Source organism: Affinirhizobium lemnae (genome assembly GCF_022968395.1).
GTDB classification, from domain to species: domain Bacteria; phylum Pseudomonadota; class Alphaproteobacteria; order Rhizobiales; family Rhizobiaceae; genus Neorhizobium; species Neorhizobium lemnae.
In genome coordinates this window covers 1-21,473 of sequence record NZ_JALJQZ010000041.1, presented here as the reverse complement: position 1 = coordinate 21,473, position 21,473 = coordinate 1, and the positions used below count along the sequence as shown (strand labels likewise).

The 21,473-nt window shown below is 57.3% G+C and carries 19 protein-coding genes and 5 pseudogenes; 12 read left to right on the top strand and 12 right to left on the bottom strand.

The annotated features are described in order from the left end of the window. Positions 1-57: 57 nt before the first annotated feature. Positions 58-1,095: a DUF3991 and toprim domain-containing protein gene (locus MUU53_RS18780; RefSeq protein ID WP_247262248.1), complete on the bottom strand. Its 1,038-nt coding sequence runs from the start codon at positions 1,093-1,095 to the stop codon at positions 58-60. Between the two features lie 204 nt (positions 1,096-1,299). Beyond that, positions 1,300-1,476, bottom strand: coding sequence for a hypothetical protein (locus tag MUU53_RS18775; protein ID WP_200951794.1), 177 nt, complete (start codon positions 1,474-1,476; stop codon positions 1,300-1,302). A gap of 371 nt (positions 1,477-1,847) precedes the next feature. Here MUU53_RS18775 and MUU53_RS18770 point away from each other — a divergent pair, with 371 nt between their 5' ends. The 6 genes from MUU53_RS18770 (at position 1,848) to MUU53_RS18745 (ending at position 7,610) form a co-directional block, all read left to right on the top strand. Next, positions 1,848-2,570 carry a DUF6088 family protein gene (locus MUU53_RS18770; protein WP_247262247.1) on the top strand — a complete coding sequence of 241 codons (723 nt, stop codon included), beginning with the start codon at positions 1,848-1,850 and terminating at the stop codon, positions 2,568-2,570. Next, positions 2,551-3,654: a nucleotidyl transferase AbiEii/AbiGii toxin family protein gene (locus MUU53_RS18765; protein ID WP_247262246.1), complete on the top strand. Its 1,104-nt coding sequence runs from the start codon at positions 2,551-2,553 to the stop codon at positions 3,652-3,654. Before MUU53_RS18770 ends, MUU53_RS18765 begins: the two co-directional genes overlap by 20 nt. Before the next feature lie 215 nt (positions 3,655-3,869). Further along, the gene (locus MUU53_RS18760) at positions 3,870-4,442 is read left to right on the top strand and encodes a hypothetical protein (RefSeq protein ID WP_247262245.1); all 573 of its coding nucleotides are present in this window, start codon (positions 3,870-3,872) and stop codon (positions 4,440-4,442) included. Continuing rightward, entirely contained in the window at positions 4,423-5,817 is a 1,395-nt protein-coding gene (locus tag MUU53_RS18755) for a 7-cyano-7-deazaguanine synthase (protein ID WP_247262244.1), read from the top strand. The genes MUU53_RS18760 and MUU53_RS18755 overlap by 20 nt, the downstream gene beginning before the upstream one ends. After that, the gene (locus MUU53_RS18750; RefSeq protein ID WP_247262243.1) at positions 5,801-6,991 is read left to right on the top strand and encodes an XRE family transcriptional regulator; all 1,191 of its coding nucleotides are present in this window, start codon (positions 5,801-5,803) and stop codon (positions 6,989-6,991) included. The genes MUU53_RS18755 and MUU53_RS18750 overlap by 17 nt, the downstream gene beginning before the upstream one ends. Further along, positions 6,966-7,610, top strand: a complete 645-nt coding sequence (locus tag MUU53_RS18745; RefSeq protein ID WP_247262242.1) for a PIN domain-containing protein — start codon at positions 6,966-6,968, stop codon at positions 7,608-7,610. The genes MUU53_RS18750 and MUU53_RS18745 overlap by 26 nt, the downstream gene beginning before the upstream one ends. A 685-nt stretch (positions 7,611-8,295) precedes the next feature. Here MUU53_RS18745 and MUU53_RS18740 read toward each other — a convergent pair. From MUU53_RS18740 to MUU53_RS18725, 4 genes and pseudogenes are all read right to left on the bottom strand, one after another. Continuing rightward, positions 8,296-8,829: an alpha/beta fold hydrolase gene (locus MUU53_RS18740; protein WP_247262241.1), complete on the bottom strand. Its 534-nt coding sequence runs from the start codon at positions 8,827-8,829 to the stop codon at positions 8,296-8,298. 20 nt (positions 8,830-8,849) lie between these two features. Beyond that, positions 8,850-10,064 (bottom strand): IS256 family transposase, encoded by a 1,215-nt coding sequence (locus MUU53_RS18735; protein WP_247262240.1) that lies wholly within the window; start codon positions 10,062-10,064, stop codon positions 8,850-8,852. Between the two features lie 48 nt (positions 10,065-10,112). Then, positions 10,113-10,894: pseudogene (locus MUU53_RS18730) on the bottom strand (IS6 family transposase). A gap of 570 nt (positions 10,895-11,464) precedes the next feature. Further along, on the bottom strand, positions 11,465-11,869 hold the full coding sequence (locus MUU53_RS18725; RefSeq protein WP_247262239.1) for an Lrp/AsnC family transcriptional regulator: 405 nt from the start codon (positions 11,867-11,869) through the stop codon (positions 11,465-11,467). Between MUU53_RS18725 and MUU53_RS18720 the strand changes: the two genes are divergently transcribed. Together MUU53_RS18720 and MUU53_RS18715 are read left to right on the top strand one after the other, a co-directional pair. Continuing rightward, entirely contained in the window at positions 11,868-12,287 is a 420-nt protein-coding gene (locus MUU53_RS18720; protein WP_343229122.1) for a transposase, read from the top strand. The genes MUU53_RS18725 and MUU53_RS18720 overlap by 2 nt on opposite strands. Next, positions 12,266-12,679: pseudogene (locus MUU53_RS18715) on the top strand (transposase); the annotation flags it as partial. The gene MUU53_RS18720 and the pseudogene MUU53_RS18715, both read left to right, overlap by 22 nt. Here MUU53_RS18715 and MUU53_RS18710 read toward each other — a convergent pair. Further along, the gene (locus MUU53_RS18710; RefSeq protein ID WP_343229123.1) at positions 12,590-12,802 is read right to left on the bottom strand and encodes an Lrp/AsnC family transcriptional regulator; all 213 of its coding nucleotides are present in this window, start codon (positions 12,800-12,802) and stop codon (positions 12,590-12,592) included. The pseudogene MUU53_RS18715 and the gene MUU53_RS18710 sit on opposite strands and share 90 nt — an antisense overlap. A 332-nt stretch (positions 12,803-13,134) precedes the next feature. Between MUU53_RS18710 and MUU53_RS18705 the strand changes: the two are divergent. Next, a pseudogene (locus MUU53_RS18705) lies at positions 13,135-14,007 on the top strand (IS256 family transposase); the annotation flags it as partial. A 126-nt stretch (positions 14,008-14,133) separates the two neighbouring features. Here the strand turns inward: MUU53_RS18705 and istB are convergent. Together istB and istA are read right to left on the bottom strand one after the other, a co-directional pair. Further along, a complete protein-coding gene (istB, locus tag MUU53_RS18700) occupies positions 14,134-14,871 on the bottom strand; it encodes an IS21-like element helper ATPase IstB (protein WP_247262238.1) in 738 nt (245 codons plus the stop codon). Between the two features lie 12 nt (positions 14,872-14,883). Further along, positions 14,884-16,413 carry an IS21 family transposase gene (istA, locus tag MUU53_RS18695; protein WP_247262252.1) on the bottom strand — a complete coding sequence of 510 codons (1,530 nt, stop codon included), beginning with the start codon at positions 16,411-16,413 and terminating at the stop codon, positions 14,884-14,886. A gap of 197 nt (positions 16,414-16,610) precedes the next feature. On the opposite strand from istA, the pseudogene MUU53_RS18690 reads away from it, so the two are divergent. The 3 genes and pseudogenes from MUU53_RS18690 to MUU53_RS18680 form a co-directional block, all read left to right on the top strand. Beyond that, positions 16,611-16,940 (top strand): annotated as a pseudogene (locus MUU53_RS18690) (transposase); the annotation flags it as partial. A 65-nt stretch (positions 16,941-17,005) separates the two neighbouring features. Next, positions 17,006-17,659: an aspartate/glutamate racemase family protein gene (locus MUU53_RS18685; RefSeq protein WP_247262237.1), complete on the top strand. Its 654-nt coding sequence runs from the start codon at positions 17,006-17,008 to the stop codon at positions 17,657-17,659. Between the two features lies 1 nt (position 17,660). Further along, positions 17,661-18,098 (top strand): annotated as a pseudogene (locus tag MUU53_RS18680) (class II glutamine amidotransferase); the annotation flags it as partial. A gap of 91 nt (positions 18,099-18,189) precedes the next feature. Here MUU53_RS18680 and MUU53_RS18675 read toward each other — a convergent pair. From MUU53_RS18675 to MUU53_RS18665, 3 genes are all read right to left on the bottom strand, one after another. Then, the gene (locus MUU53_RS18675; protein ID WP_247262236.1) at positions 18,190-19,746 is read right to left on the bottom strand and encodes an ISL3 family transposase; all 1,557 of its coding nucleotides are present in this window, start codon (positions 19,744-19,746) and stop codon (positions 18,190-18,192) included. 262 nt (positions 19,747-20,008) lie between these two features. Then, a complete protein-coding gene (locus tag MUU53_RS18670; RefSeq protein WP_247262235.1) occupies positions 20,009-20,545 on the bottom strand; it encodes a YcjF family protein in 537 nt (178 codons plus the stop codon). 28 nt (positions 20,546-20,573) lie between these two features. After that, a partial coding sequence (locus MUU53_RS18665) for a thioesterase domain-containing protein (RefSeq protein ID WP_247262234.1) occupies positions 20,574-21,473 on the bottom strand: 900 nt, incomplete at its 5' end.

The following is a 21,473-nucleotide window of genomic DNA, read 5'->3' as shown; positions in this document are numbered from 1 at the left end:
TCCTTTCGGGGTTTGGGGACCGAAGGCAGCACTGTCGTTTCGACCTCACTATCCTCTTCAGTCCTTCATGACCCCTCCCGATCGGCCGGCCTCGTGTCCGGACGGGTCAAGGGCCGGCTCTTGCCGGGCGAAGCTTCCCTTGATGCGGCCGGCACGCATGCGGCAGGCCTCATTCCTCTTCTCCATTTTCCTTTCCCGTCTCTCCTTATCCTTGGCTTTCAGAACCTCGTTCCAGTCCTCTGCCGGCGGACGTAGCCGCTGCCAGTCGCAGCCGGACGCTTCAGCGACCGCACGCAATCGTTCTGCGTAAATGTCCCCTTGGGAATTGGCATCCGTCGCCGCTACCAATGTCAGTCCGGGTCGCATAGTAAGTTCGGCAAGCGCCGCATCTGTCGCTGGAGACCACCCGCCGCCGGTGCTGAGATAAAGGGTTTGCTCGCGTGGACCTTCGAGTGCCGCGAGGCTCATCACGTCGATCGCCGCCTCGGTGACGCAAAGGCGGTTGGGGTCACTCGGACCCAATCGGAACAGAAGCTTGGATCCCCCGGTCGAGAACCCGCGCCATTCGGGTCCTCGCTCTTCCCAGCCGACAACGCGGCCATAGCTATCAACATGCGCCGCCCACATGCTGCCATAAGGTCCTTCCCGCAGGATGTCCTCCCGGATAGCGTGCCGGACGATGGCAGGGGGCACCCCGCGCTCCCAACAAAGATAGCGCCACGTGTCGGAGTCGGGCGACGGCGTACGCCGGCTTCGCCAGCGCCCGGGAATTTCTCCCGCCGAGCCTGAAGAGCGCGGAGACTTCCATTCCGGACGAGAAAGTCGAAACCCAACCAGCTCCGCGACCGCTTCCGCCGCCACCGGAAAAGTGACCTTATCAAGAAACATGGCGAGCGCGAAAACATCGCCTTTCGCATCGCTCAGTGGATCGAACCAGCCGCGTCCGTCATGGGTCACAATAATGATGCTGCTGCCACGCCGGTATTTGACGGCTCGACGGGTACTTTCCTTCGCATCGAGTTCATATCCGGCCTGCTCCAGCACAGCTTCGCAACTGACCTTGGCGCGTAGCGCCTCCAACTCTTCTCTTTTCATCTTCCCTTCGGTCGCATCGCGACCGACCTCTCATGTTCTTCCTTCCTGCGTTTCTGCAGGCAGCTTCTCACCGGCGCGAAGAGCAAAGGCTGCAAGGGCGCGCCTGGCAATTGTAGGATTCTACAAGTATCGACCCACAAGCGCGGCGAAGCCTCCCTTGCGGCCGCCAGCTCGCGAGCGGCAGCCGGTACCGCGAAGCGGGGCTCAGTGAGCTCCCCATGGGAAAAATTCATGAATGACCGAGAGGTCATCATCGGCGTCGATCTCGTCAGAGGGGAGCACGCCATATTCACCGTCGACTTCGAAGACGGTGACCGGGACCATCAGGTCGCGGGAAAGCTGAAAGGCATGGGACTGTGCGAGAGTAAGATCGTGCGACATTGAAGTGGCTCCATTTGGGGAGCGGGCCAATTCCCGCTCGATGGCTCCAAAAGGCACGGGGGCGGGCGCGATCACCGCGGCGGCGCAGCCAAGCGGCCGCAGCTTGCTAGCGGACCCCTTGCGGGTTGATCGGGGAAGATCCGGCCCCGGGCCAGGACGCCATCGCATGAGAGCGGGATTGGGCTGTTTCCCGTCGGTGCGGCGACACCGTCGTTTGCTCTTATCGTTTGGCCTCTACCGAAAGCGCTCATCCGGCATCAACCAGATTCCGGCATCCCAGACTTACTGACCAGAATTTGTACTCAAACTTTGGACAGCTTGTCACTGACCAGAATTTGAATATAATCTTTGGACACTAGGGAGCTTTTTTTATGCCCGATCCGACTTCTGACACGCTTGAGCGGATTTATATGCGGATCGCCGCCGGTGCGCCTTCGGGTGTATGGTCTCGCGGTGACTTCCTGGATTTGGCCAGCCCAAACGCTGTCGAGAAGGCGCTGCAACGCCTGACCAATCGAGGCGATATCCGTCGGCCCTACCGCGGCCTTTATGACAAACCGTCCGTCAGCAAGCTCACAGGAAAGCTGGTTTTCCCACCACGCGCGTCCTTCGTCGATGCGATTGCCCGTCGGGACAAACTTCGAATACTTGTCGATGGGATGACCGCGGCCAACGACCTCGGCCTCACGACAGCTGCTCCCGCACGATCGACCATCCACGCAGACACATACCCTAGAACGATTGAGATCAATGCTGCTGCAGGTGATATCCAGGTAAGCGCACCGGTTGTCTACAGGCTCGACTTCAAGAGAGCTTCGGCAAAGGCCGCATTCTGGGCCGGACGACCAGCAATGCGCATCGTTCAGGCGTTGGCCTGGTTGCGCGATGAACCCAGCAGCATTGAACCTGCGATAAATGGAATTATCCAGAAACTAAAGAATAGCCAAAGTCGACAAGCGATCTCGAACGATCTTCGGTCGAACCTTGCAGCTATGCCGGCATGGATGTATCCGGCCGCGCAAGAAATCGCAGACTCTTTGGCGCCTGACCAGAACGAGCGAGAGAAGACCGAAGATGCAGACGACGTTCATTGAAGTTCTTCGATCGAGCCCTGACGAACGCCGCGCGCTATATGCGGCAGTAGCGGCCGGGCTCCAGACCCGGGCAGAGAATGTCGAAAAGGATCTCTATGTCTGCTGGATCCTGGATTTTTTATTCAATCAGCGAGAAGGCGACCCGGTCAATCTCTATTTCAAGGGTGGCACCAGCCTGAGCAAGGCCTATGACGTCATCAAGCGGTTCTCGGAAGACATCGACATCGGCGTCTATAAGGCCGATATCGACGCTCCCCTAGAGAAAGAGATAGCCGAACAGGGCTCTGTGACCAAGCAGCAAAGAATGCTCGCGGACAAGGTTGATGAGCCCGCGCGCACTTACATTTCCGGCCCCTTGCGTGACCAGCTTCTGCGAAAGATCGAAGAGACCGAGGCCGCCATCGGCGAGGCAGGACACTTTGCCGTTGAATACGGCTACGATGCCTATCGGAAACGCGATGCTCTGGATATCTTTGTCGTCGGCTATAAGAGCGTGTTTACGGGCGACATTGACTACGTTCAGCCGGCGGTAAGGATAGAAGGCGGGGCTCGCCCCGATCCGGTCCCTGTCGAAACTCGCACGATCACCCCATACATCGCATCTGAGTTAAACTCAGCGAACGATCTGGCTGTCCACGGAGTGACAACGGTGAAGCCGGAAAGAACCTTCTGGGAAAAGGTGCTCATCCTCCACGCGATGACCGAAATGACCGAGAAGCGGGCCGACGAGCAAAATCCTGAAAAGCCAGTCCCAGACCTCAATCGCTATTCGCGTCATTACTATGACGTCCATCAGATTTGGACAAACGGCGCGTATGGCGAGGAAACAGCTTCAATGAACGAGCTTGCCGAAGCGTGCAGAGCCCATAAGGAGCTCATGTTTCGAGCACCGGACCATCGATATGACCGCGCAGTTCCCGGGAGTTACAGACTCACACCATCGGCGCCGATGCGTGAAAAACTCTCCAGGGATTATGATCGTATGTCAGCCATGATCTTTGGCGAGGTCCCGCGGTTTGACGAGGTGATGAAAAGCATTGACGAACTCGAGGCGTTCCTGAACGGCCTTCGCAAGTTGGGATAATAGGGTTTTGTAACGTCATTGGCTGTGGCTGCTGTTATGGCCGCTAAGCCAGTCGAATGCCTTCAATCATATCTCCTGAGTAGACGCTGGTCCGTTGATTTTAGAAAGTCTGCACACCTGCGATAAAAGATTGCATCGCCATATTGTCAGATTTTTCTGTCCATATGTTGACTTTGTCAGATTATGCGATCATCTTGCAGACATTGGAGGCAGCGATGACTGATGGACCTTTCCGAAATTCCGCATTGAGCAATAGATGGAAAGTTTATGGGCAGGACCTCGTCAGTGACGCTGTCTCCCAGGATGAGCGCGTAAAACAGGCCTGCCACAGTGTACTGGGCGGCATCGATATGCAGTCATTCGGGCGCCTTTACCGAGAACTGGACGCCCGTGCATCGAATGATCAAATGGATCTCGACGCAGTTTCCGCCACCGAGATAATCTTTGACAGAAACGAGCGTTCTCCGCTGCACGACGCTTTGGAACGGCACCTATTATGCAACCTGAGAGATGCTTTGCCCGAACGCCGGTCGCTGGATCTTGCGCTTGAAAGCGCGGTGTCGGAGGTACTGGGCAACGCCAAGAACCGCATTGATGAGGAATGCATTCGTGCAAAGGAAGTCCGCGATATGAGCAACGCGGATTTTGTGAAAGGCCTTCACCGAAACAAGGAGACCTTTGCTGCGGTGGATGTCGCGCGCGTATGCGCAGCTCTTGAGAACGGTGAGAAGGGTGCGTTCCGCCGCACGGCGCGGACGGATGTAAACGATGGTCCTGACGATGACTGACGCGCATACTGAAACCCATTCAGAGAAGCATCTTCTCGTGGTCGAGAAGGGCAATCCCGCGCGTGTTCGCTCGGCGAATAACATCGTGGTCGCAGAAATTGGAAAGCACATCCAGTTCGACCCTGATGTGCTTGATACCTTCGACGTGAAGGGTTTTGCACCGATACACTATGACCTTATGATCTTGGCCGCGGCTATAGAATTCGCTGATCGACGCTGGAGACGACCTGCTGGCTGGTTGCGTAATATCAGTGTTGAGATACCGGTCATAGACTTCGAGTGCTGGTCGAAACCCGACGTTCAAGCCACGCTTCGCAGCACGATGAATTTTCTCACCGGCGACAACTGGCGTTTCTCGTTTATCAAGGCTAGTGGGTGCTCACCTATCGGCTCCAAGCAGATGCCGCTTTTCTTCGAACAAGAAAAAAAGTTTGCGATTGCCTACAGCAACGGCTTGGACTCTCGCGCAGTGTCCGCACTCAGTGGAAGCCGAGAGGAGGCTCTTTGTGTTCGCGTAGCGGCGACCAAGCAACGCAGGGTGGAGGGTGAAAGCTACTTCACGCAAATTCCGTTCAAGGTGAAGGGGTTTGAGGGAAGAGAAAGCAGCTTTAGATCGCGCGGATTCCAGTTTGCTACGATGGCGTCGATTGTGGCTCAGCTGTCCAAAGTCTCCAGGATTGTCGTCCCGGAAAGTGGGCAAGGTGCACTCGGCCCGGTCCTGGTCCCGCTTTATAACATCTATACCGACTACCGCAATTATCCGACGTTCTTCAGGAAGATGGAACGGTTCGCGCGAGCGCTGCTCGGCTGTAGCATTAAGTTTGAACAACCTCGCCTGTGGTCAACAAAGGGACAGACCATGTCCGCTTTCCTTGCACTACCAGGCAAGGCGGATAAACACCTAACGACTACGCGATCGTGTTGGCAGACGAGACGGGTGGTGAATGCCGATCGACGCCGGCAGTGCGGATTATGTGCAGCATGTTTGCTTCGCAGAATGAGCCTGCATGCGGCAGGCGTGCTAGAGGCAGACGATACGTATGTTGTATCAGACCTATCTGCCAGTGAAGTCAGTCACGCTTTCAAGGGCATAGCAGCCCAGGCTGACCAGGAGATAATGATTGAATATGGAAGCGTCGGCGCGCGCCATTTCCAGCACCTCGCCGACCTAGCAGATCTACCCGACGCAGCGTTACGTCCGTTCGCCTCGCAGATTGCAGCCGCAATAGGCGAGACGTTTGACGTGACGCTTCGAAACTTGAGAATGATGTTAATGATGCATGCGAGTGAGTGGCAGGCATTTATGTCCGCCCAAGGTGACAAGAGCTTTTTAAAGGATTGGTTGGACGGAGGGCGCCATGACCGCTTTAAATGAGCTGAGCGCACAAGAGATCGGGCGGAGACTTCGAATCGCACGTGAAAATGCTGATGTTCGCCAGGACGATGCCGCCCAATTTATCGGCGTATCGCGCCCAACTCTTGTTTCGATCGAAAAAGGTGTTCGTCGGGTTCGGATGCAAGAAATCCAGGCTCTCGCTCGTCACTATGGTGTCTCAGTCAATGCACTATTGCGTCGCGAAGCTGTGCATACCGACCTGTTGCCCCGTTTTCGTAAACTCCGCGATACTGAGGACGAACACACTTTAGAGGCCGTTCGTCTGCTCAATGACCTGATCAAGGCGGATATCGAACTAGAGAACATCCTCGGTATCCAGCGCCGACGCAACTACCCGCCTGAACGCGGCATAAACGAGGGCGACGTGGTCGCTTTGGGAGAAGCGCACGCGAAGGAGCTGCGAGAGTGGCTGGGACTTGGCGGGGGGCCGATCCCCGATATTTTTTCGGTAATCGAGCACGGTCTAGGTATTCGTCTATACCAACGCCGCTTGTCCTCACGGTCACGAATCGCAGGCTTGTTCACCTACGACGATAATGTTGGCGCATGTATTTTGCTCAATGCCAACCACCCCCTTCCTCGTAGAGTGCAGACTGCCTCTCACGAGTGCGGACACTTCTTTGGCACGCGGCAGATGCCTGAGGTGTTGGAAGAGGATGAGAAATTTCTCTCACGCGATGAACGCTACGCCAATGCATTTGGCCGGGCGCTGCTTGCGCCACCAGAGAGCTTTGCCGAAAGCTTTCTTCAGTTGAAGGAGATCACCGGAAAGACCACGCGCCGCCTCGTCATCTTGCTCGCCGACCAGTTCGGCATTTCGCGCCAGGCCTGTGTTCTGCGCCTCGAAGAACTCGGGTTAGTGAAGAAGGGCACGTGGGCTTGGTTTGAGAACAACGGTGGCATTACCGACGAACATGTGCGGGAAGTCTTTGGCGGACCGATCGACCGCCGTGACAGTGGTAAAGCTGATGCAGACCGCCTGGTCTCACATCGACTGAGCCTGATGGCGCATGCAGCATGGAAACGCGAATTGATGTCGGAGGGTCAGCTTGCAGAACTTCTGAAAATCAGCAGATTGCAGCTTCGCGAGATCATCGACGAAATCGAGCTCGAGGAAAAAGAAACGGATGACCTACTCAAGTTCCCTGAGTGATCAAACCGGTCCTCTGATCCTCGACACGAGCGTTCTCATCAACCTCCATGCATGCCGGCGTGGTGCTGAGATCCTTTCAGCCATCCCAAACCCTATCGTCATTTCAAACATCGTGGCTGGCGAACTTGACCACGAGACGAGCAGACGAAACGGCGAAAAGGCATTTCTGTGCACGTTGGAGACTGCGGGGAAGGTCTCACTCGTCGACCTATCGGATCAGGAGTTCAAGTTCTTTTTCGAACTCACGTCTACTTCACCGTCGCTAGACGATGGTGAGGCAGCAACAATCGCTATCGCACGTTCACGTGGTATTTTGCCGGTTATCGATGAGAAGAGGGGTCGCAGAAGAGTAGAGCAGCTCATGCGCGCTGAGGCCTATTGGTCGCTCGACATTCTGACGCATCCTGACGCAATAGATTTCCTCGGAGCCGACGTCTCGAGAGAGGTGCTGTTTCTGGCTTTGCGGGACGGACGAATGAGGATTCCACCTGAGAGCACCCAGCACGTAGTAAATTCAATCGGGATAGACCAGGCTAGGGACTGTACTTGCTTGCCCGGATACAAAGGCCTTTTCGACGTGTTGTCCGCGTCAGAGCAGCAGATGAAGCTCGGCCTGTAGGCAGATCAAGAAGAAAGAGATGGGGGTTCGCTTATATTGTCAGTTCGTTACTTTATAACATATTGCATAAGCCAAATTATGGAACAGTCTCGCATTGCGTCGTTTGTATTCGCCCGATCAATTCCCGAATTATAGAGTTTAGCACCTCCGTTCGCTCCATTGGCACATAGTGACCGCTGTCGGGTATCAAATGGAGACAACCATCCTGCGCCAGATTGGCTTGTTGAGAAAAGGCTGCGATCAACGGACTGGAGGCGTTTACGGTTCGGTAGGCGATGCGGTGGATCGAAACGAAATCGAAAGCGCTGCGCTTCAGCGCCCCCAGTTCTCTGTATTTCACCAAAGCGTAGGACAATCCACTTCAAAGAATCAATCCATCTCGCAGCAAGCCTGATATGAATACGAAAATTCTTGATCGATTCTACTAGAGCGATTGCAGCAACTGTTCCAGGTACTCATCGACTTGTCGTATATAGTTGGGCTCGAAGCCGGTTAGTGCAAAATTCCCCTCCGGTGACGCGATAATCTTAAGTTCTGCTCCAGCGAGCTTTACCCGATACTCCTCGCATTCAGCAGTAGGAAAAAACATATCGTGGCTAATTGGCATGACAAATGTCTTCGCTCTGATTCGCGCCAGGGCTTGGGAGAGGTCGCCTCCAGTATGCCTGGAAACATCAGCGCTTTGCTACTTCCACATTTGAGCAAGCAGAACATTGGGGTCCATCGGCTGGAAATACGCCTTCATCACACCATTCATGAAGTCAGTGATGGACGACATGCCCAGAATGATGCGCCACCGCTCCTTTTGATAAAATTCTGCGCTCCAGCCGAGGCTCGCAACGATTTTCGCCATCCGGTCCAGACCAACGCCAACATCGCTGGCCCGCTCATACCTTCCCTGATTGAACGCCGGATCAGACGTCAGAGCTTCGCGCAAGGTGTCAACAAAATTCACCTGGTGGTGCGATGTGCGCGCCGTCGCGGCGATGATTGCTGCGCGTTTCACCATGTCCGGGTAGCGTACAGCCCACTCATAGACCTGTTGTCCACCCATTGACCCACCGATCACGAGCGCCAGTTCACAAAGGCCAAGTTGGTCAACGAGAAACTTGTGTTGCGCCTGTACGTCATCGCCGATCCGTATCTTCGGAAACCTGGACCTAGCGTGTGGAGCGATCGTGTCCCGCAGCGTGGTGTAGCTTTGATTGCCACGGCTCATCCCAAAGGGGCGGATGAGTGTCAGCTTGCTGCTGGCAGGCTGATGAGCGGATCATCGCTCATCGTGGCGATGGTCTCAAGGGTCATGTAGCGGGATCGCTGAACGGCCCACTCGTCATTCAGCTCAAGCAGCAAGGCGCCGACCAGCCTGACGATGGCGTCATCGTTGGGGAAGATGCCGACGACCTCTGTGCGACGCTTGATCTCGCCGTTGAGGCGTTCGATCGGATTGGTGCTGTGAAGCTTGGTCCAGTGCTGCCTGGGAAAGGTCATGTAGGCGAGCACGTCCTGCTCGGCGCTGTCCATGAGGGTTGCAAGCTTCGGCACCTTCGGCCTGATCTGGTCGGCGACATTGCGCCACTGTGTGCTTGCCGCCTCGGGTGTGTCCTGTGCAAAGGCCGTGGCGATGAAGGCGGAGACGACGCGGCGGCCGTTCTTTCCGGCATGGGCAAGCGCATTGCGCATAAAATGGACACGGCATCTCTGCCAGGTGGCGCAGAGCACCTTCGATACGGCGGCCTTGATGCCCTCATGCGCATCGGAGACGGCGAGCTTGACGCCGCGTAGGCCTCGTCTGGTCAGCTTTCGGAGAAACTCAGTCCAGATCGCCTCGGCCTCCGATGTGCCGATTTCCATGCCAAGCACTTCGCGTCGGCCATCGGTGTTGACGCCCACCGCGATGATCACCGCGACAGAGACGATGCGCCCGCCGCGACGGACCTTCAGATAGGTGGCATCGATCCACAAATAGGGCCATTCCCCCTCGATGGGGCGATCGAGGAAGGCTTTGACCTTGTCATCAATCTCTTCACAGAGCCGCGATACCTGGCTCTTGGAGATGCCCGACATGCCCATAGCTTTTACAAGGTCATCGACGGATCGGGTCGAAACGCCCTGAATGTAAGCTTCCTGAATGACCGCCGTCAGGGCCTTCTCCGCCGTCAGGGCCTTCTCCGCCATCCGGCGCGGCTCAAGGAAGCTCGGGAAATAACTGCCGGTGCGAAGCTTGGGAATGCGTAACTCGACGGTGCCCGCGCGTGTCTCCCAGTCCCGGTCGCGGTAGCCGTTGCGCTGGGCAAGCCGAAAGCCATTCTTCTCGCCATAGCCCGCGCCGGTCTTCGTGCCGACCTCCAGCGCCATCAGCTTCTCGGCAGCAAATCCGATCATCTCGCGCAGCAAATCGGCATCAGCGCTCTTCTCAACGAGTGAGCGCAGGTTCATCATGTCGTCGGTCATCGGTGGTGTCCCTCAGGTTGGTCTTGAACAACCCGACCCTACCGGAAATCACCGATGGCTAAGAAATCCAGCTACACCACTCCATGGGACACGATCTTGAAGTCCTATGAGGCGCGCGAGCAGATCATTCTGATCGTTGACGGTCCACTCGCCGGAAAAGCCAAACCCCTTCCGCAGCCACAGCATCGCTTCGAACCCGGCGATCGTTCGACGCGCGGTTTTGAAGGATTGGAATCCGCCGATTTTCGGCATGTTCTTCTTCACCCTGAAATGGTCGCTCTCGATTCTCTGTTGGAGATGCTTGGTAACAAAATGAACCGGATTCGGATGCAGGTGCCCATCATCAACTGACGTCCTGATTGCCGACGGAAAGGTGTTGGCACCGTCCGTACCGATCTTTACCGGTGACAACAGGGGCTCGTCCTTGAGCATCTTGCGGAAAAAACGCTTGGCGGCATCGAGATCGCGCTTTGCGGTGAGCAGGAAGTCGATCGGGTTTCCGTGCTTGTCGATGGCGCGGTAGAGGTATCGCCACTTGCCGCGAATTTTGATGTAGGTTTCGTCAATCCTGACTGAGCCACAATGCGGTCGGCGAAACTGGCGCAGCCGTTTCTCGATGACAGGCGCATAGGCAAGGACCAGCGGTTGATCGTGCTGTGGTCCACTTCGAAGCAGCGCTCGCGGAACATCTCTTCCAGGTCGCGATAGCTCAGTGGATAGCGCAGGTACAAGGTCACCGCCTGTACGATCAGCCATGCCTCGAAATGCCGCCCTTTGAAATCATCTTTCGACTGGCGCTTCAGCTTTTCGGCAATGGTATTCAGAATCATGGCTACGCTCCGCTACATCGAGAGCGGAATTTCCCCAAGCTTGGTGAACAGCCCGTTAAACTCAGAAAATTGCGACAAGCCCAAATGGCGCGTATCGCCTGGGCGATCATGACCAGAGCCGGGCAATACCAACCAAATCTTGCGACCCAATAGACCAGGCATTACCCGAACTGCCCAAGAGGCATCAAAGTTGGCGGCGTGACGAAGGAGTGATGTGAAGGCACAAGCGGAATGGACCGCACGAACCGAAGAACCCGTGGCATCGTATAGCGCAGCAAAGAGCGGTAACTTGATAGGGATCGGTTCAAGCGTAAGACATCAGGGCCAGCGGTCATATCAAACCGCATTTACACGCCGGAGACATGACTGCACCCGACCCGCCAAGCTCAAACATCGCCGAAATCACCTTGCCAAGCGGGCGCCATCCAGACATTACGGTGCCCGATGATCGCCTATACCGTCCTTGAAGGCAATCGTTGGAAAACAACCGATTATCGCGATAGCAGAGCAGATACGAAAACACGTCAAACGATCCGCGCAACAACGCTGTTTTCAACAAGAAACAACGCCTCAAGTGTGGATTGTCGGGAGCGCGAAAGATTGCTTGACCGTTTCCATCGAAATGTAGGCGGACATATCATACAATTCGATCCGGCGGATGATTTGCTTGTAGATAACGTCGTAGTATTCCACATTCGGTAAAACGATCTTAAGAATATAATCATAGTTGCCGGTGAGGCGGTGAACCTCGACAACCTCTGGTATTGTGGAAACAGCTGCGTGAAAGCGCTCAATCCAGTCCTCTATGTGGCGACCAGTTTTCACGAGGACAAAGACCGTCGTCGGCAGATTGATTTTGCGTCGATCAAGGATCGACATTGTCCCGATTATGTAGCCCTCTGCCCTTAGGCGGCGTGGACGGATTGCCGCATGTTTAATTTCTGCGATTCCCAAATCAGTATTTGAATGATTCATGGGTTGCCGGTTTCACAGGAGATCGGCGATGCTGACGAAGATGACAGAAGCGGACTGGGCGGTCGCAGTTGAGGTTTTCCGCGCCTCGCTTCCGCGGCGGGGCGACAAGGGCCGAGATGACCGGCTGTTTTTGGAGGCCCTGCACTATTTCTCCGTCAACAATATCACTTGGCGCAGTCTGCCGGAGCGTTATGGACATTGGAACAGTGTCTGGAAGCGCTTTTCCCGATTGAGCAAAGCGGGTGTTTTTGAGATTTTCTTCGAGCACCTCGCCAGCCTGAGCACGTCGGCCGATCTGGTTCAGATGTTCGACAGCACCGTGGTGCGCGCGCATGTTTCGGCAGCAGGCGCAAAAGGGGGCAATATGGCCAAGCGCTTGGCCGCTCGCGAGGCGGCTTCTCGACCAAAATCCACCTGAAGACCGATTTCGACGGACATCCCATCGCCTTCGATTTGACCGGAGGCGAGAAAGGCGACGCTCCGCACTTTCCAATCCTGCTTGGCCTTGGCCCCGATGTAGACCCCCGCGCCGCCATGGGCGACAAGGGCTATGACAGCAAAGCTAACCGGCAGGCAGCAAGAAGCCGGGGTGCGGTTCCCGTCATTCCTTATCGTTCAACGGCAAAATCAAAGCCGACGTTCTTTCCAAAAGCGCTCTACAAAGGTCGCGCCCGCATCGAGCAAGCAGTCGGAAAACTCAAACGCTTCAAGCGCGTCGCGCTACGATGCGAGAAGACCAAACAAAATTTCGCATCCATCGTCGCAATCGCCGCAAGCTTCATCTTGATCAAATCCGTCCACACTGCCTAGGCGTGCCAGCCTCCGAGAGCAGGCGGACGGCGAAAGGCAAACTTTCTCCGCAATTTCAGAAAGCGGCATTTCTCCGTTCTCCTGCAGGAGGGCCAAGATTTTTTGGTCGCGACCATCGTTCATAATTTCTGCCGAGCCAGAGCTAGTGAGACGCTTGAGTACAAATTGCGCATTATCTACATATGGTGCAATCATGTTGCAAGTTCTGCTCATAGAGCTCTCGAAAATGCATGCTGCAACCGCTTCCCACATGCCATTATGCGCAAAATGTTTCAACTGGGATAGACAGCAATGGAGCGGATAGGGCTTATCGGCGGCATGAGTTGGGAGTCGACTGCCACCTATTATCGTATGATAAAGATCGTGTCCCATGGAGTGGTGTAGCTGGATTTCATAGCCATCGGTGATTTCCGGTAGGGTCGGGTTGCTTATGACCAACCTGAGGGACACCACCGATGACCGAAGACATGATGATCCTGCGCTCACTCGTTGAGAAGAGCGCCGACGCCGATTTGTTGCGCGAGATGATCGGCTTTGCCGCCGAGAAGTTGATGGCGCTGGAGGTCGGCACGAAGACAGGTGCGGGCTACGGAGAGAAGAATGGCTTTCGACTGGCCCAGCGAAACGGGTATCGCGACCGGGACTGGGAGACACGAGCGGGCACCGTCGAGCTGCGCATTCCGAAGCTTCGCACAGGCAGCTATTTCCCGAGCTTTCTTGAACCACGCCGCATGGCAGAGAAGGCCCTGACGGCGGTGATCCAAGAGGCCTATATCCAGGGCGTCTCGACCCGCTCGGTTGACGATCTCGTCAAGGCGATGGGCATGTCTGGCATCTCCAAGAGCCAGGTGTCCCGGCTCTGCGAAGAGATCGACGAGAAGGTGAAGGCCTTCCTCGACCGGCCCATCGAAGGTGAATGGCCCTACCTGTGGATCGACGCCACGTATTTGAAGGTCCGGCGCGGCGGCCGTATCGTCTCTGTCGCGGTCATCATCGCGGTGGGCGTCAACACTGACGGACGCCGGGAGGTGCTCGGCATGGAGGTCGGCACATCCGAGGCCGAGGCGATCTGGACTGAGTTTCTTCGAAAGCTGACCAGGCGGGGGCTGCGCGGCGTCAAGCTCGTCGTCTCCGATGCGCATGAGGGCATCAAGGCGGCTGTTTCCAAGGTTCTGTCCGCCACCTGGCAGCGCTGCAGAGTCCATTTCATGCGCAATGCGCTGGCCCATGCGGGCAAGAGCGGACGCCGGGTTGTCTCCGCATTCATCGCCACGGCCTTTGCCCAGGACACGCCGGAGGCGGCAAGTACCCAGTGGCGCAATGTCGCTGCCGATTCCGATGAAGCCGCCCCATTGTTCCGAGATGATTGCGCCCCCGGATTCCGGGATGATCTCGCCCCCTGTTTCGATGGGGTCTGCAGGCAGGATTTGTTGTCAGTTTGTTCGAGTGTCGTGTCAAGCTTTTCGCGGCAGATTTCGGCGTAGGCTTTCTCCGCTGAGGTCGATGCGGTGGGCGTTGTGGATGAGACGATCCAGGATGGCGTCGGCATAGGTGGGGTCGCCGATGACGCCGTGCCAGGCGGAGACGGGAAGCTGGCTGGTGACGATCGTCGATCGACGGCCGTAGCGGTCCTCGAGGATTTCGAGCAGATCGTGCCGCGCTTGTTCGTTGAGCGGTTCGAGACCCCAATCGTCGAGGATCAGGAGCTGAACATGGCCCAGGGTGCGCTGCAGGCGTGCGTATCTGCCGTCGCCGCGCGCGAGCGCGAGCTGGGCGAACAGCCGCGGGACACGCTGATAGAGAACGGACCGATCGTCACGGCAAGCCTTGTGGCCAAGGGCGCAGGCCAGCCAGCTCTTTCCGACGCCCGAGGGGCCGCAGATGGCGACATTGTCGTGAGCGCCGATCCAGTCGCCGCCCATAAGCTTCATGAAGAGCGCGCGATCGAGGCCGCGTTCGCTCCGATAGTCGACATCTTCCGGTGTGGCCTGATGACGAAGCTTGGCGAACCTGAGACGCGCCGCAAGCTTGCGGTCATAACGGGAGCTCCATTCCCGTTCAAGCAGCAGTCCCAGCCATTCGGCATGGGAGAGATGTTCGGCCTCACCGTTGGCGACGAGTTCGCCGAAGGCCTTGGCCATGCCGGCCAGGCCCATGGAATTGAGTTTGTCGAGTGTTGGATGAGCAAGCATTGTTCGTTCTCCTTAGTGATAATAGCGGGGTCCGCGGATGTTCTCGTGGTGGATCGGTTCGTGCGAGGCGGCTCCTTTCGTGTCCGCTGTCCGGTCGAGGTGATTGTCGAGGATGGAACGCACCGAGCCATAGGTCCGGGCCCCGATCTCCAGCGCGCGGCCGCAAGCCGCATTGACCCGATCCCGGCCGAAGCTCTTGTTGAGGCGGATAATTCCGAGGCAGGCGCGAAAGCCCTGCTCGGGATGCGGCCTGTCGGCGAGGATGCGCTCGCACAACAGTTCGACATCCGATCCTATTGCCGAGGCTTCGCGACGAATGCGTTCAATCGTCCAGTCGGCGAACCGACGATGCGCCGATGGCATATGATCGGGGATGGTCGTGTGCTTGCCATTGCCGCTTGAGCGGCGGTGCGCGGCAATCCGCTCGCCCTTGTGGAACATCTCGATCGTATTGGCGGTGATGCGCGCCTCGACCTGCTCGCGGGCGAAGCGATAGGGAACGGAGTAGTAATGCCGGTCGATCTCGACGTGGTAATCCAACCCGGCGCGCCGGATACGCCATTCCGCGTAGACATAGCGCTCGACAGGCAAGGGCCGCAAAGCCGGGCGGTCGATGTCCTCGAACAGTTGGCGGCGCGTGACGCCGACGCGGCGAAGAACACGCTTGTCGTTAAGCTCACGGAGCAATTCCATGATCGCCGCATTCACCTCGGCCAGGCTGTAGAAGACCCGATGGCGCAGCCGGCCCAGCAGCCAGCGCTCGACGATACGAACCGCCGCCTCCACTTTCGCCTTGTCACGCGGCCGTCGCGGTCGTGTCGGAAGCACGGCGCTCCCATAATGCGCAGCCATGGCGCAATAGGTTCTGTTGACCTGGGGATCGAAGTGGCACACCTTGATGATCGCCACCTTGGCATTGTCAGGGACCAGAAGCGCCGGCGAACCGCCGAAGAACTCCAGCGCCTGAACATGGCATTCCACCCAGTCGGCAAGCGTCTCTGTCCAGCGCGCCACAGCGAACGACAGGCTGGACGCGCCCAGAACCGCCACGAACAGATGCGCCTGCCGCGTCTTGCCCGACAGCCGATCGACGACGACCGTGACCGTGTCGCCGGCATAATCGACGAACAGCTTGTCGCCGGCCGCATGCTCCTGGCGCATCGTCACCGGCAGCTTCAGCGCCCAGCCACGGTAAAGATCGCAATAGCGGCTGTAGCGATAGCCGTCCGGATGACGGCTGATATATTCGTCCCAGAGAATTTGCAGCGTCACGTGCTTGCGTTTGAGTTCGCGATGGATCTCGGCCCAATCAGGCTCGGGAGCCCGCCGATGTCCCGTCTTCGTCCCGGCCGCTTTGTAGAGCGCCGCTTCCAGAACGGCGTCGCTGACGTCCTCATCCAGAGGCCACGAAAGCCCGGCCGCCGCCGCACGGCGCAACGTCTCGCGCACCGTAGACGGCGCGGCCCCGACCCGCACTGCGATCGATTTGTGGCCCAGTCCTTGCTCGGCCCGATATCTCAGTATCTCGCGGACACGCCGCATCTCCAGTCTCTCCGCAGGCATCCCGTTCCTTCCTCGTCACTATCGACGGAAAGGAACTTCACACCGGCAGAACCCCCACGCCACATCCCTTCCAGAAGGGGGCGGCATCATCTCGGAACAAGGGGGCGACTAATTCTCGGAACTGGGGGGCGACATCATTTCGGAATCAGGGGGCGGATTGCCTCGGAATTTGCAATGTCGCGGACCAGATCAGGCCAAAGGTCCCGAAACTCGCCAGTCTCATGGACAGCGCCGAGCAAGACGTACTCGCCTACATGACCTTTCCCAAGCAGCATTGGGCCAAACTGCACTCGACCAACCCGATCGAGCGATTGAACGGCGAGATCAAACGGCGGACAGAGGTCGTCGGCATCTTCCCCAACGACGACGCCATCGTGCGTCTGGTCGGCGCCCTGCTGCTCGAACAGAACGATGAATGGGCCGTCCAACGGTCCCGCTACATGACGCTGGAAACCATCGCCACAATGAGCGATGATCCGCTCATCAGCCTGCCAGCAGCAAGCTGACACTCATCCGCCCCTCTGGGATGAGCCGTGGTCGTCTAAGCTACACCACACCCTGGGACACGATCATGATAAATGAAGGAGTGCGCGACCATCGCGGTGGCCTCGCGTCTGCAGATCTCATTTTGCATTCGCTCGACTTTTCTAACATCGTTGCCCTTCAAAAGGCGGATCGCTGGGACGAAGCTGGAATTTTACTTGGCGCGACGGGCGTCCGTCTTGCTTCAGCGGGTGCCAAATGCTTGCTTATTTGCACCAACACAATGCACATGGTTGCCAACACGGTCGCGCAAATGTCGGGCGTACCGCTCATAGATATGATCGATGAGACTGCGGCAGCTCTAAAAGCTGATAGCAGGCGTAAACCGCTAGTTCTTGCGACGCGCTATACAATGGAACATGGTTTCTATGCCGATCGTATGAAGAGCCACGGCATAGACGTAATCGTGCCAGACGCCGCCGCCCGCACGGATGTGCACGACATTATTTTCGAGGAGCTTTGCCGGGGCGAAGTACGACCGGACTCACGTCGGCGCCTTCTCGATATTTGCGAGCGCGCGCAGGCGCGCGGCGTCGATTCAGTTATTCTTGGTTGCACGGAGCTTTCACTCCTCGTCCAGCCGAATATGTTTTGCGTGCCGGGCTACGATTCTACCGCTATCCATGCTCGAGCGGGAGTTCGCTTCGCACTTGCGAGCGGTAGCATGACGGGAAGCGCCTGAAATGTGTCGCCTCTTCGCCTATATTGGCCAGCCAGTCTGGCTTGACAGTCTGTTAATCGAGCCAGAAGCATCGCTTGTTAGTCAGTCTATGGCCGCCCGAGAAGCCAAGACGGTCGTAAACGGTGATGGCTGCGGTCTGGGTTGGTACGGCAAGCGCGGCGAGCCTGGCGTGTTTCGTGATACTTACCCAGCTTGGTCAGACGCCAACCTTGCCACGCTCTGTCACCAAATACAGGCCGGGATGTTCATGGCACACGTGCGTTCTGCAACATCCGGCGAGGTGTCGCGGGCAAACTGCCATCCATTCACCTTTGGGCGATATCTTTTCATGCACAACGGGCAAATCGGCAAATACGAAGGCATCAGGCGTACCATCGAGTCGCTAATGTGTTTTGGCCCTTTAATTGCGGGAGGTAGTCAAGCCCTTTTCATATCCGCGACCGCATGTGTTTCGGCGTGGAATATTGACCCCTCTGGCGGGGTGATCGGCGTCCAATTTTGGCTCTGACGCAGTTTTGGTGGTCAGAGGTCTATCCAGCGCCAATGACACGGGCCCGAAGGAGGTCGATTTTCCCTCGGCCGTACATCTGGCGTTTTACAAGCTTGAGCTTGGTAATCTGCCCCTCTGTCTGTCCATTCGACCAAGGCAAACTGATCGCGGCACTCACGGCTGCCCGGTCTTTGGCGACACCATTGGCGAAGGCCGCAACTAGGCTTGATTGGGCGCGTTCCAGCCATGGTTCGAGATCGGCGAGAGATTTCTTGCGGATCATGGCTTGGAAAGCGGCGACCACTTCCCACGCTTCGACGAGTTGCGGCACGCCGCCTTCAATCGCGGCAACCGTAACGGTCTGAGACTTGGAGAGATCGTCGCGACCGATGGTCATGAGGCGTGCGACAGCCCGTGCCGACGGCGTACGGCTCAACGCCTCGCAATCCATCTTTTCCGCCTTTCGTCGACGGGTCGCCCATTCGGTTACGACGCGCAGGCAGCCATGGAATCCCTGGCTCGTCAGCTCGCGCCACAACTGTGTGCCATTGCGGTGACCGGCACTCCATTGAGCATCGAGCCATGGGAGATAAACTTCAAGCGAGTTCGTCCGCACGCGGAACACGTCGGATCGCTGACCGCGTAGCACCCGCCTGACGAGGCCACGACTGTGCCCGGTGCGACGAACGATTTCTTTGATTGCAAGACCGGACTTGGCCAAGTCCAAAATGACGGCGTTTGTGTCTTCTCGATGAAGATATCCCTGATATTGGATCCGCTCGGCGGCCGTCAGCAGGTCCGGATTGATCGTTGCTGACCCGATCGCTGTTCTGATCTGCCGCATGGATTTGCGGACAGCATCGAGGAATGCCCGACTGGCGTTCTCCATCAAATGCCATCGATCGGCCACTTGGGCTGCCTCAGGCAGTGCCTTGGCTGCGGCAATGGCGTAGGCGCCACCGCGGTCGCGGGCGACAACACTGATCTGTTGCTGATCCGAAAGCCAGGCCTGAGCGGTTGCCGGCTCTCGGTCCGGCAGAAGTGCAATGGTTTTGCGCCGTTCGAGATCGCAGATGATCGTCCCATAGCGCTGGTTGCGCCGCCACGCCCAGTCGTCGATGCCGATCACCGTCGGCGGAACGAAACGCGGGGTTCCGCGCCGTCGGACGACACGCAGCAAGGTGTCGTTGCTGACCGGCACCATCAGTCTGCGGGCGATAGTCGCCGCCGGTCGCCCACCCAACGCAAGCCCGAGATGATGGACGATATGATCAAGTCGCGCGGTACGCCGCGCCCACGGTGCCAGGACATCTGTCTCGAAGCGCTCGGTAAAAATCCTTCGGCCACACAGCACTGCATCGCAATAAAACCGGCGGGCGGTAATAACCAATTGCACGGACTTTCCCGCGATGGGCAGATCCGTCAGGCGTCGATGATAACGACTGTGTATCCGCTCCGATCTTGTTCCACAGCTTGGACAACGGCTGGATATATCCGTCGATCGGACAGTGAGTATGATCGCGTCGCCAGCAGAAGCTGTCTCATCGATGACAAAGCCTCGAGGCACGAGTGCGGAGGGGCGAAGCGAATGAACCATGGCGCTGATTCCTTTTGCAAAACCAACGCCAGCCGACGCCAAGAATTCATCAAAAGTGAGTCAGAGCCAATATTGGACGCCGATAAGGGGTCAACATTCCGAGCCGATTGACAGCCGAAACAACGAGGTCACCCCAACCACCGTCCCGGCGGGGACATCGCAGGCCTGTTCTCCAGACCAATCAAAAGTGAGTCAGAGCCAAGTTTGCACGCCGATTGACAATCAATGCGGCAAACTGTTAGCGGGATGACAGGCGCAAATGCTATTCGGCGACAGGTTCCTGCCTGGTCCGCTTGACTTTTCCGGCAAGATCCTTGCCGCGTGCAAGCTGGCTCTTGTAGTAGTCCCGTGCCGCTTCCACGCTGAGATCATACATATCTCCGTCGGTTTCATAGTGCTTCAGAAAGACCTGGCCGATGGCGTAAGTGGTTCCGGCCGCAACGACCGGCATGGTCGCGATCCCCAAAAGCGTCCCCACACCCGGGATGAGCTTGCTCAGGCTGACTGCTGCGATTGCCCCTGTTCCAACCCCTATGACGCCGCCGGCGAGCCCCGATACGATGTTGCGTGCGGTCTTTTCCGAGAATGACTTATCGTAGAGATCGGATAATTTCTTGATCATCCTGATCTGAACACCGGCCATGCCGGCGACATCCAGTAAGGGAACAGGAACCACGCTGATGGCCATGCACGCCATCATGTGATCCTTGATGATGGCGTTGGCAAGAAGTGACTTGCTGACCGCCACCGGTTCCGGTGTCTCGATGCCTGGTTCATCGGTCTCTGCATGCGTAGCCATGTCATGTTCCTTCTGCTCTGGTTGTGGGTCATGATTGTGTATGGTCAGGGCATAGGATGGCAGCTGCGATCGCTGCTATCTTGTTGCTCTCCTGCGCATTGCACATGTCCTTGTGTGCGGCACAGACATCAACGATCTCGAATGTGCCAGAGGTCACTTGCGTCAGCCGCTCCGGCAGATCCATCCGTTTGTTGTCGCTGGCACGCACATAGATGATAGGGCCGCTCAGCTGCTTGCACCCCGGCCAGTCGGACATCAATCGTGGAGCGGCCTGCATAGCGCGAAGGACAGGTTCGAGATCAGAGAGTGTCGACGTTGGGGGTAACAGTCCGGTTCGCATCGCTTGCTCGAGAATTGCTTGCTTGTGGTTCTCATCAGCTACACCGTCGAGGTTGAGGTCAAAGGCTTCGGCCTGACGGCGCAGGAACTGTGTTTCGTCGAGATCCTCCGCATTCTCAAACTCGTCGCCACTCAGGCCTGCGTCAAGCAGAATTGCCGTTTCGACAACAGAGCCGGCCGCCTCAAGCTGCGCTGCCATTTCCTGGACGATCAAACCGCCAAAGGACCAGCCAAGCAAGCGGTATGGGCCCTCGGGCTGGATCTTACGCATGGAGCCAACATAGCACTCCGCCATCTCCTTGACTGAGGAGTGACCGACCTGGCCGGGCGACAGGGACTTCGCTTGTAGTCCGTAGACCGGGATCTCATCGGGCAACAGCTGCGCCAGCGTCATGAAGACCGATGCGGATCCGCCAGCAGGATGGACGCAGAACAACGGACGATCCGTTCCTGACGTCCGAAGCGGCAGCAGAGGATCGTAGTCATCCCGCCCCTCACGCCCTGTACCCGACAGCACAACGGCAAGCGAGCGCACATCCGGATGGGCAAACACAGAGCGAAGCGCAAGCTCAACACCTCGCTCGGACCG

Excerpts from the sequence above, each read along its gene's own strand:
- MUU53_RS18780 (WP_247262248.1), bottom strand. The coding sequence starts at position 1,095 with ATGAAAAGAGAAGAGTTGGAGGCGCTACGCGCCAAGGTCAGTTGCGAA.
- MUU53_RS18775 (WP_200951794.1), bottom strand. The coding sequence starts at position 1,476 with ATGTCGCACGATCTTACTCTCGCACAGTCCCATGCCTTTCAGCTTTCC.
- MUU53_RS18770 (WP_247262247.1), top strand. The coding sequence starts at position 1,848 with ATGCCCGATCCGACTTCTGACACGCTTGAGCGGATTTATATGCGGATC.
- MUU53_RS18765 (WP_247262246.1), top strand. The coding sequence starts at position 2,551 with ATGCAGACGACGTTCATTGAAGTTCTTCGATCGAGCCCTGACGAACGC.
- MUU53_RS18760 (WP_247262245.1), top strand. The coding sequence starts at position 3,870 with ATGACTGATGGACCTTTCCGAAATTCCGCATTGAGCAATAGATGGAAA.
- MUU53_RS18755 (WP_247262244.1), top strand. The coding sequence starts at position 4,423 with ATGGTCCTGACGATGACTGACGCGCATACTGAAACCCATTCAGAGAAG.
- MUU53_RS18750 (WP_247262243.1), top strand. The coding sequence starts at position 5,801 with ATGACCGCTTTAAATGAGCTGAGCGCACAAGAGATCGGGCGGAGACTT.
- MUU53_RS18745 (WP_247262242.1), top strand. The coding sequence starts at position 6,966 with ATGACCTACTCAAGTTCCCTGAGTGATCAAACCGGTCCTCTGATCCTC.
- MUU53_RS18740 (WP_247262241.1), bottom strand. The coding sequence starts at position 8,829 with ATGAGCCGTGGCAATCAAAGCTACACCACGCTGCGGGACACGATCGCT.
- MUU53_RS18735 (WP_247262240.1), bottom strand. The coding sequence starts at position 10,064 with ATGACCGACGACATGATGAACCTGCGCTCACTCGTTGAGAAGAGCGCT.
- MUU53_RS18720 (WP_343229122.1), top strand. The coding sequence starts at position 11,868 with ATGGGTTGCCGGTTTCACAGGAGATCGGCGATGCTGACGAAGATGACA.
- MUU53_RS18725 (WP_247262239.1), bottom strand. The coding sequence starts at position 11,869 with ATGAATCATTCAAATACTGATTTGGGAATCGCAGAAATTAAACATGCG.
- MUU53_RS18710 (WP_343229123.1), bottom strand. The coding sequence starts at position 12,802 with ATGAACGATGGTCGCGACCAAAAAATCTTGGCCCTCCTGCAGGAGAAC.
- istB (WP_247262238.1), bottom strand. The coding sequence starts at position 14,871 with ATGCTTGCTCATCCAACACTCGACAAACTCAATTCCATGGGCCTGGCC.
- istA (WP_247262252.1), bottom strand. The coding sequence starts at position 16,413 with ATGCGGCGTGTCCGCGAGATACTGAGATATCGGGCCGAGCAAGGACTG.
- MUU53_RS18685 (WP_247262237.1), top strand. The coding sequence starts at position 17,006 with ATGATAAATGAAGGAGTGCGCGACCATCGCGGTGGCCTCGCGTCTGCA.
- MUU53_RS18675 (WP_247262236.1), bottom strand. The coding sequence starts at position 19,746 with ATGGTTCATTCGCTTCGCCCCTCCGCACTCGTGCCTCGAGGCTTTGTC.
- MUU53_RS18670 (WP_247262235.1), bottom strand. The coding sequence starts at position 20,545 with ATGGCTACGCATGCAGAGACCGATGAACCAGGCATCGAGACACCGGAA.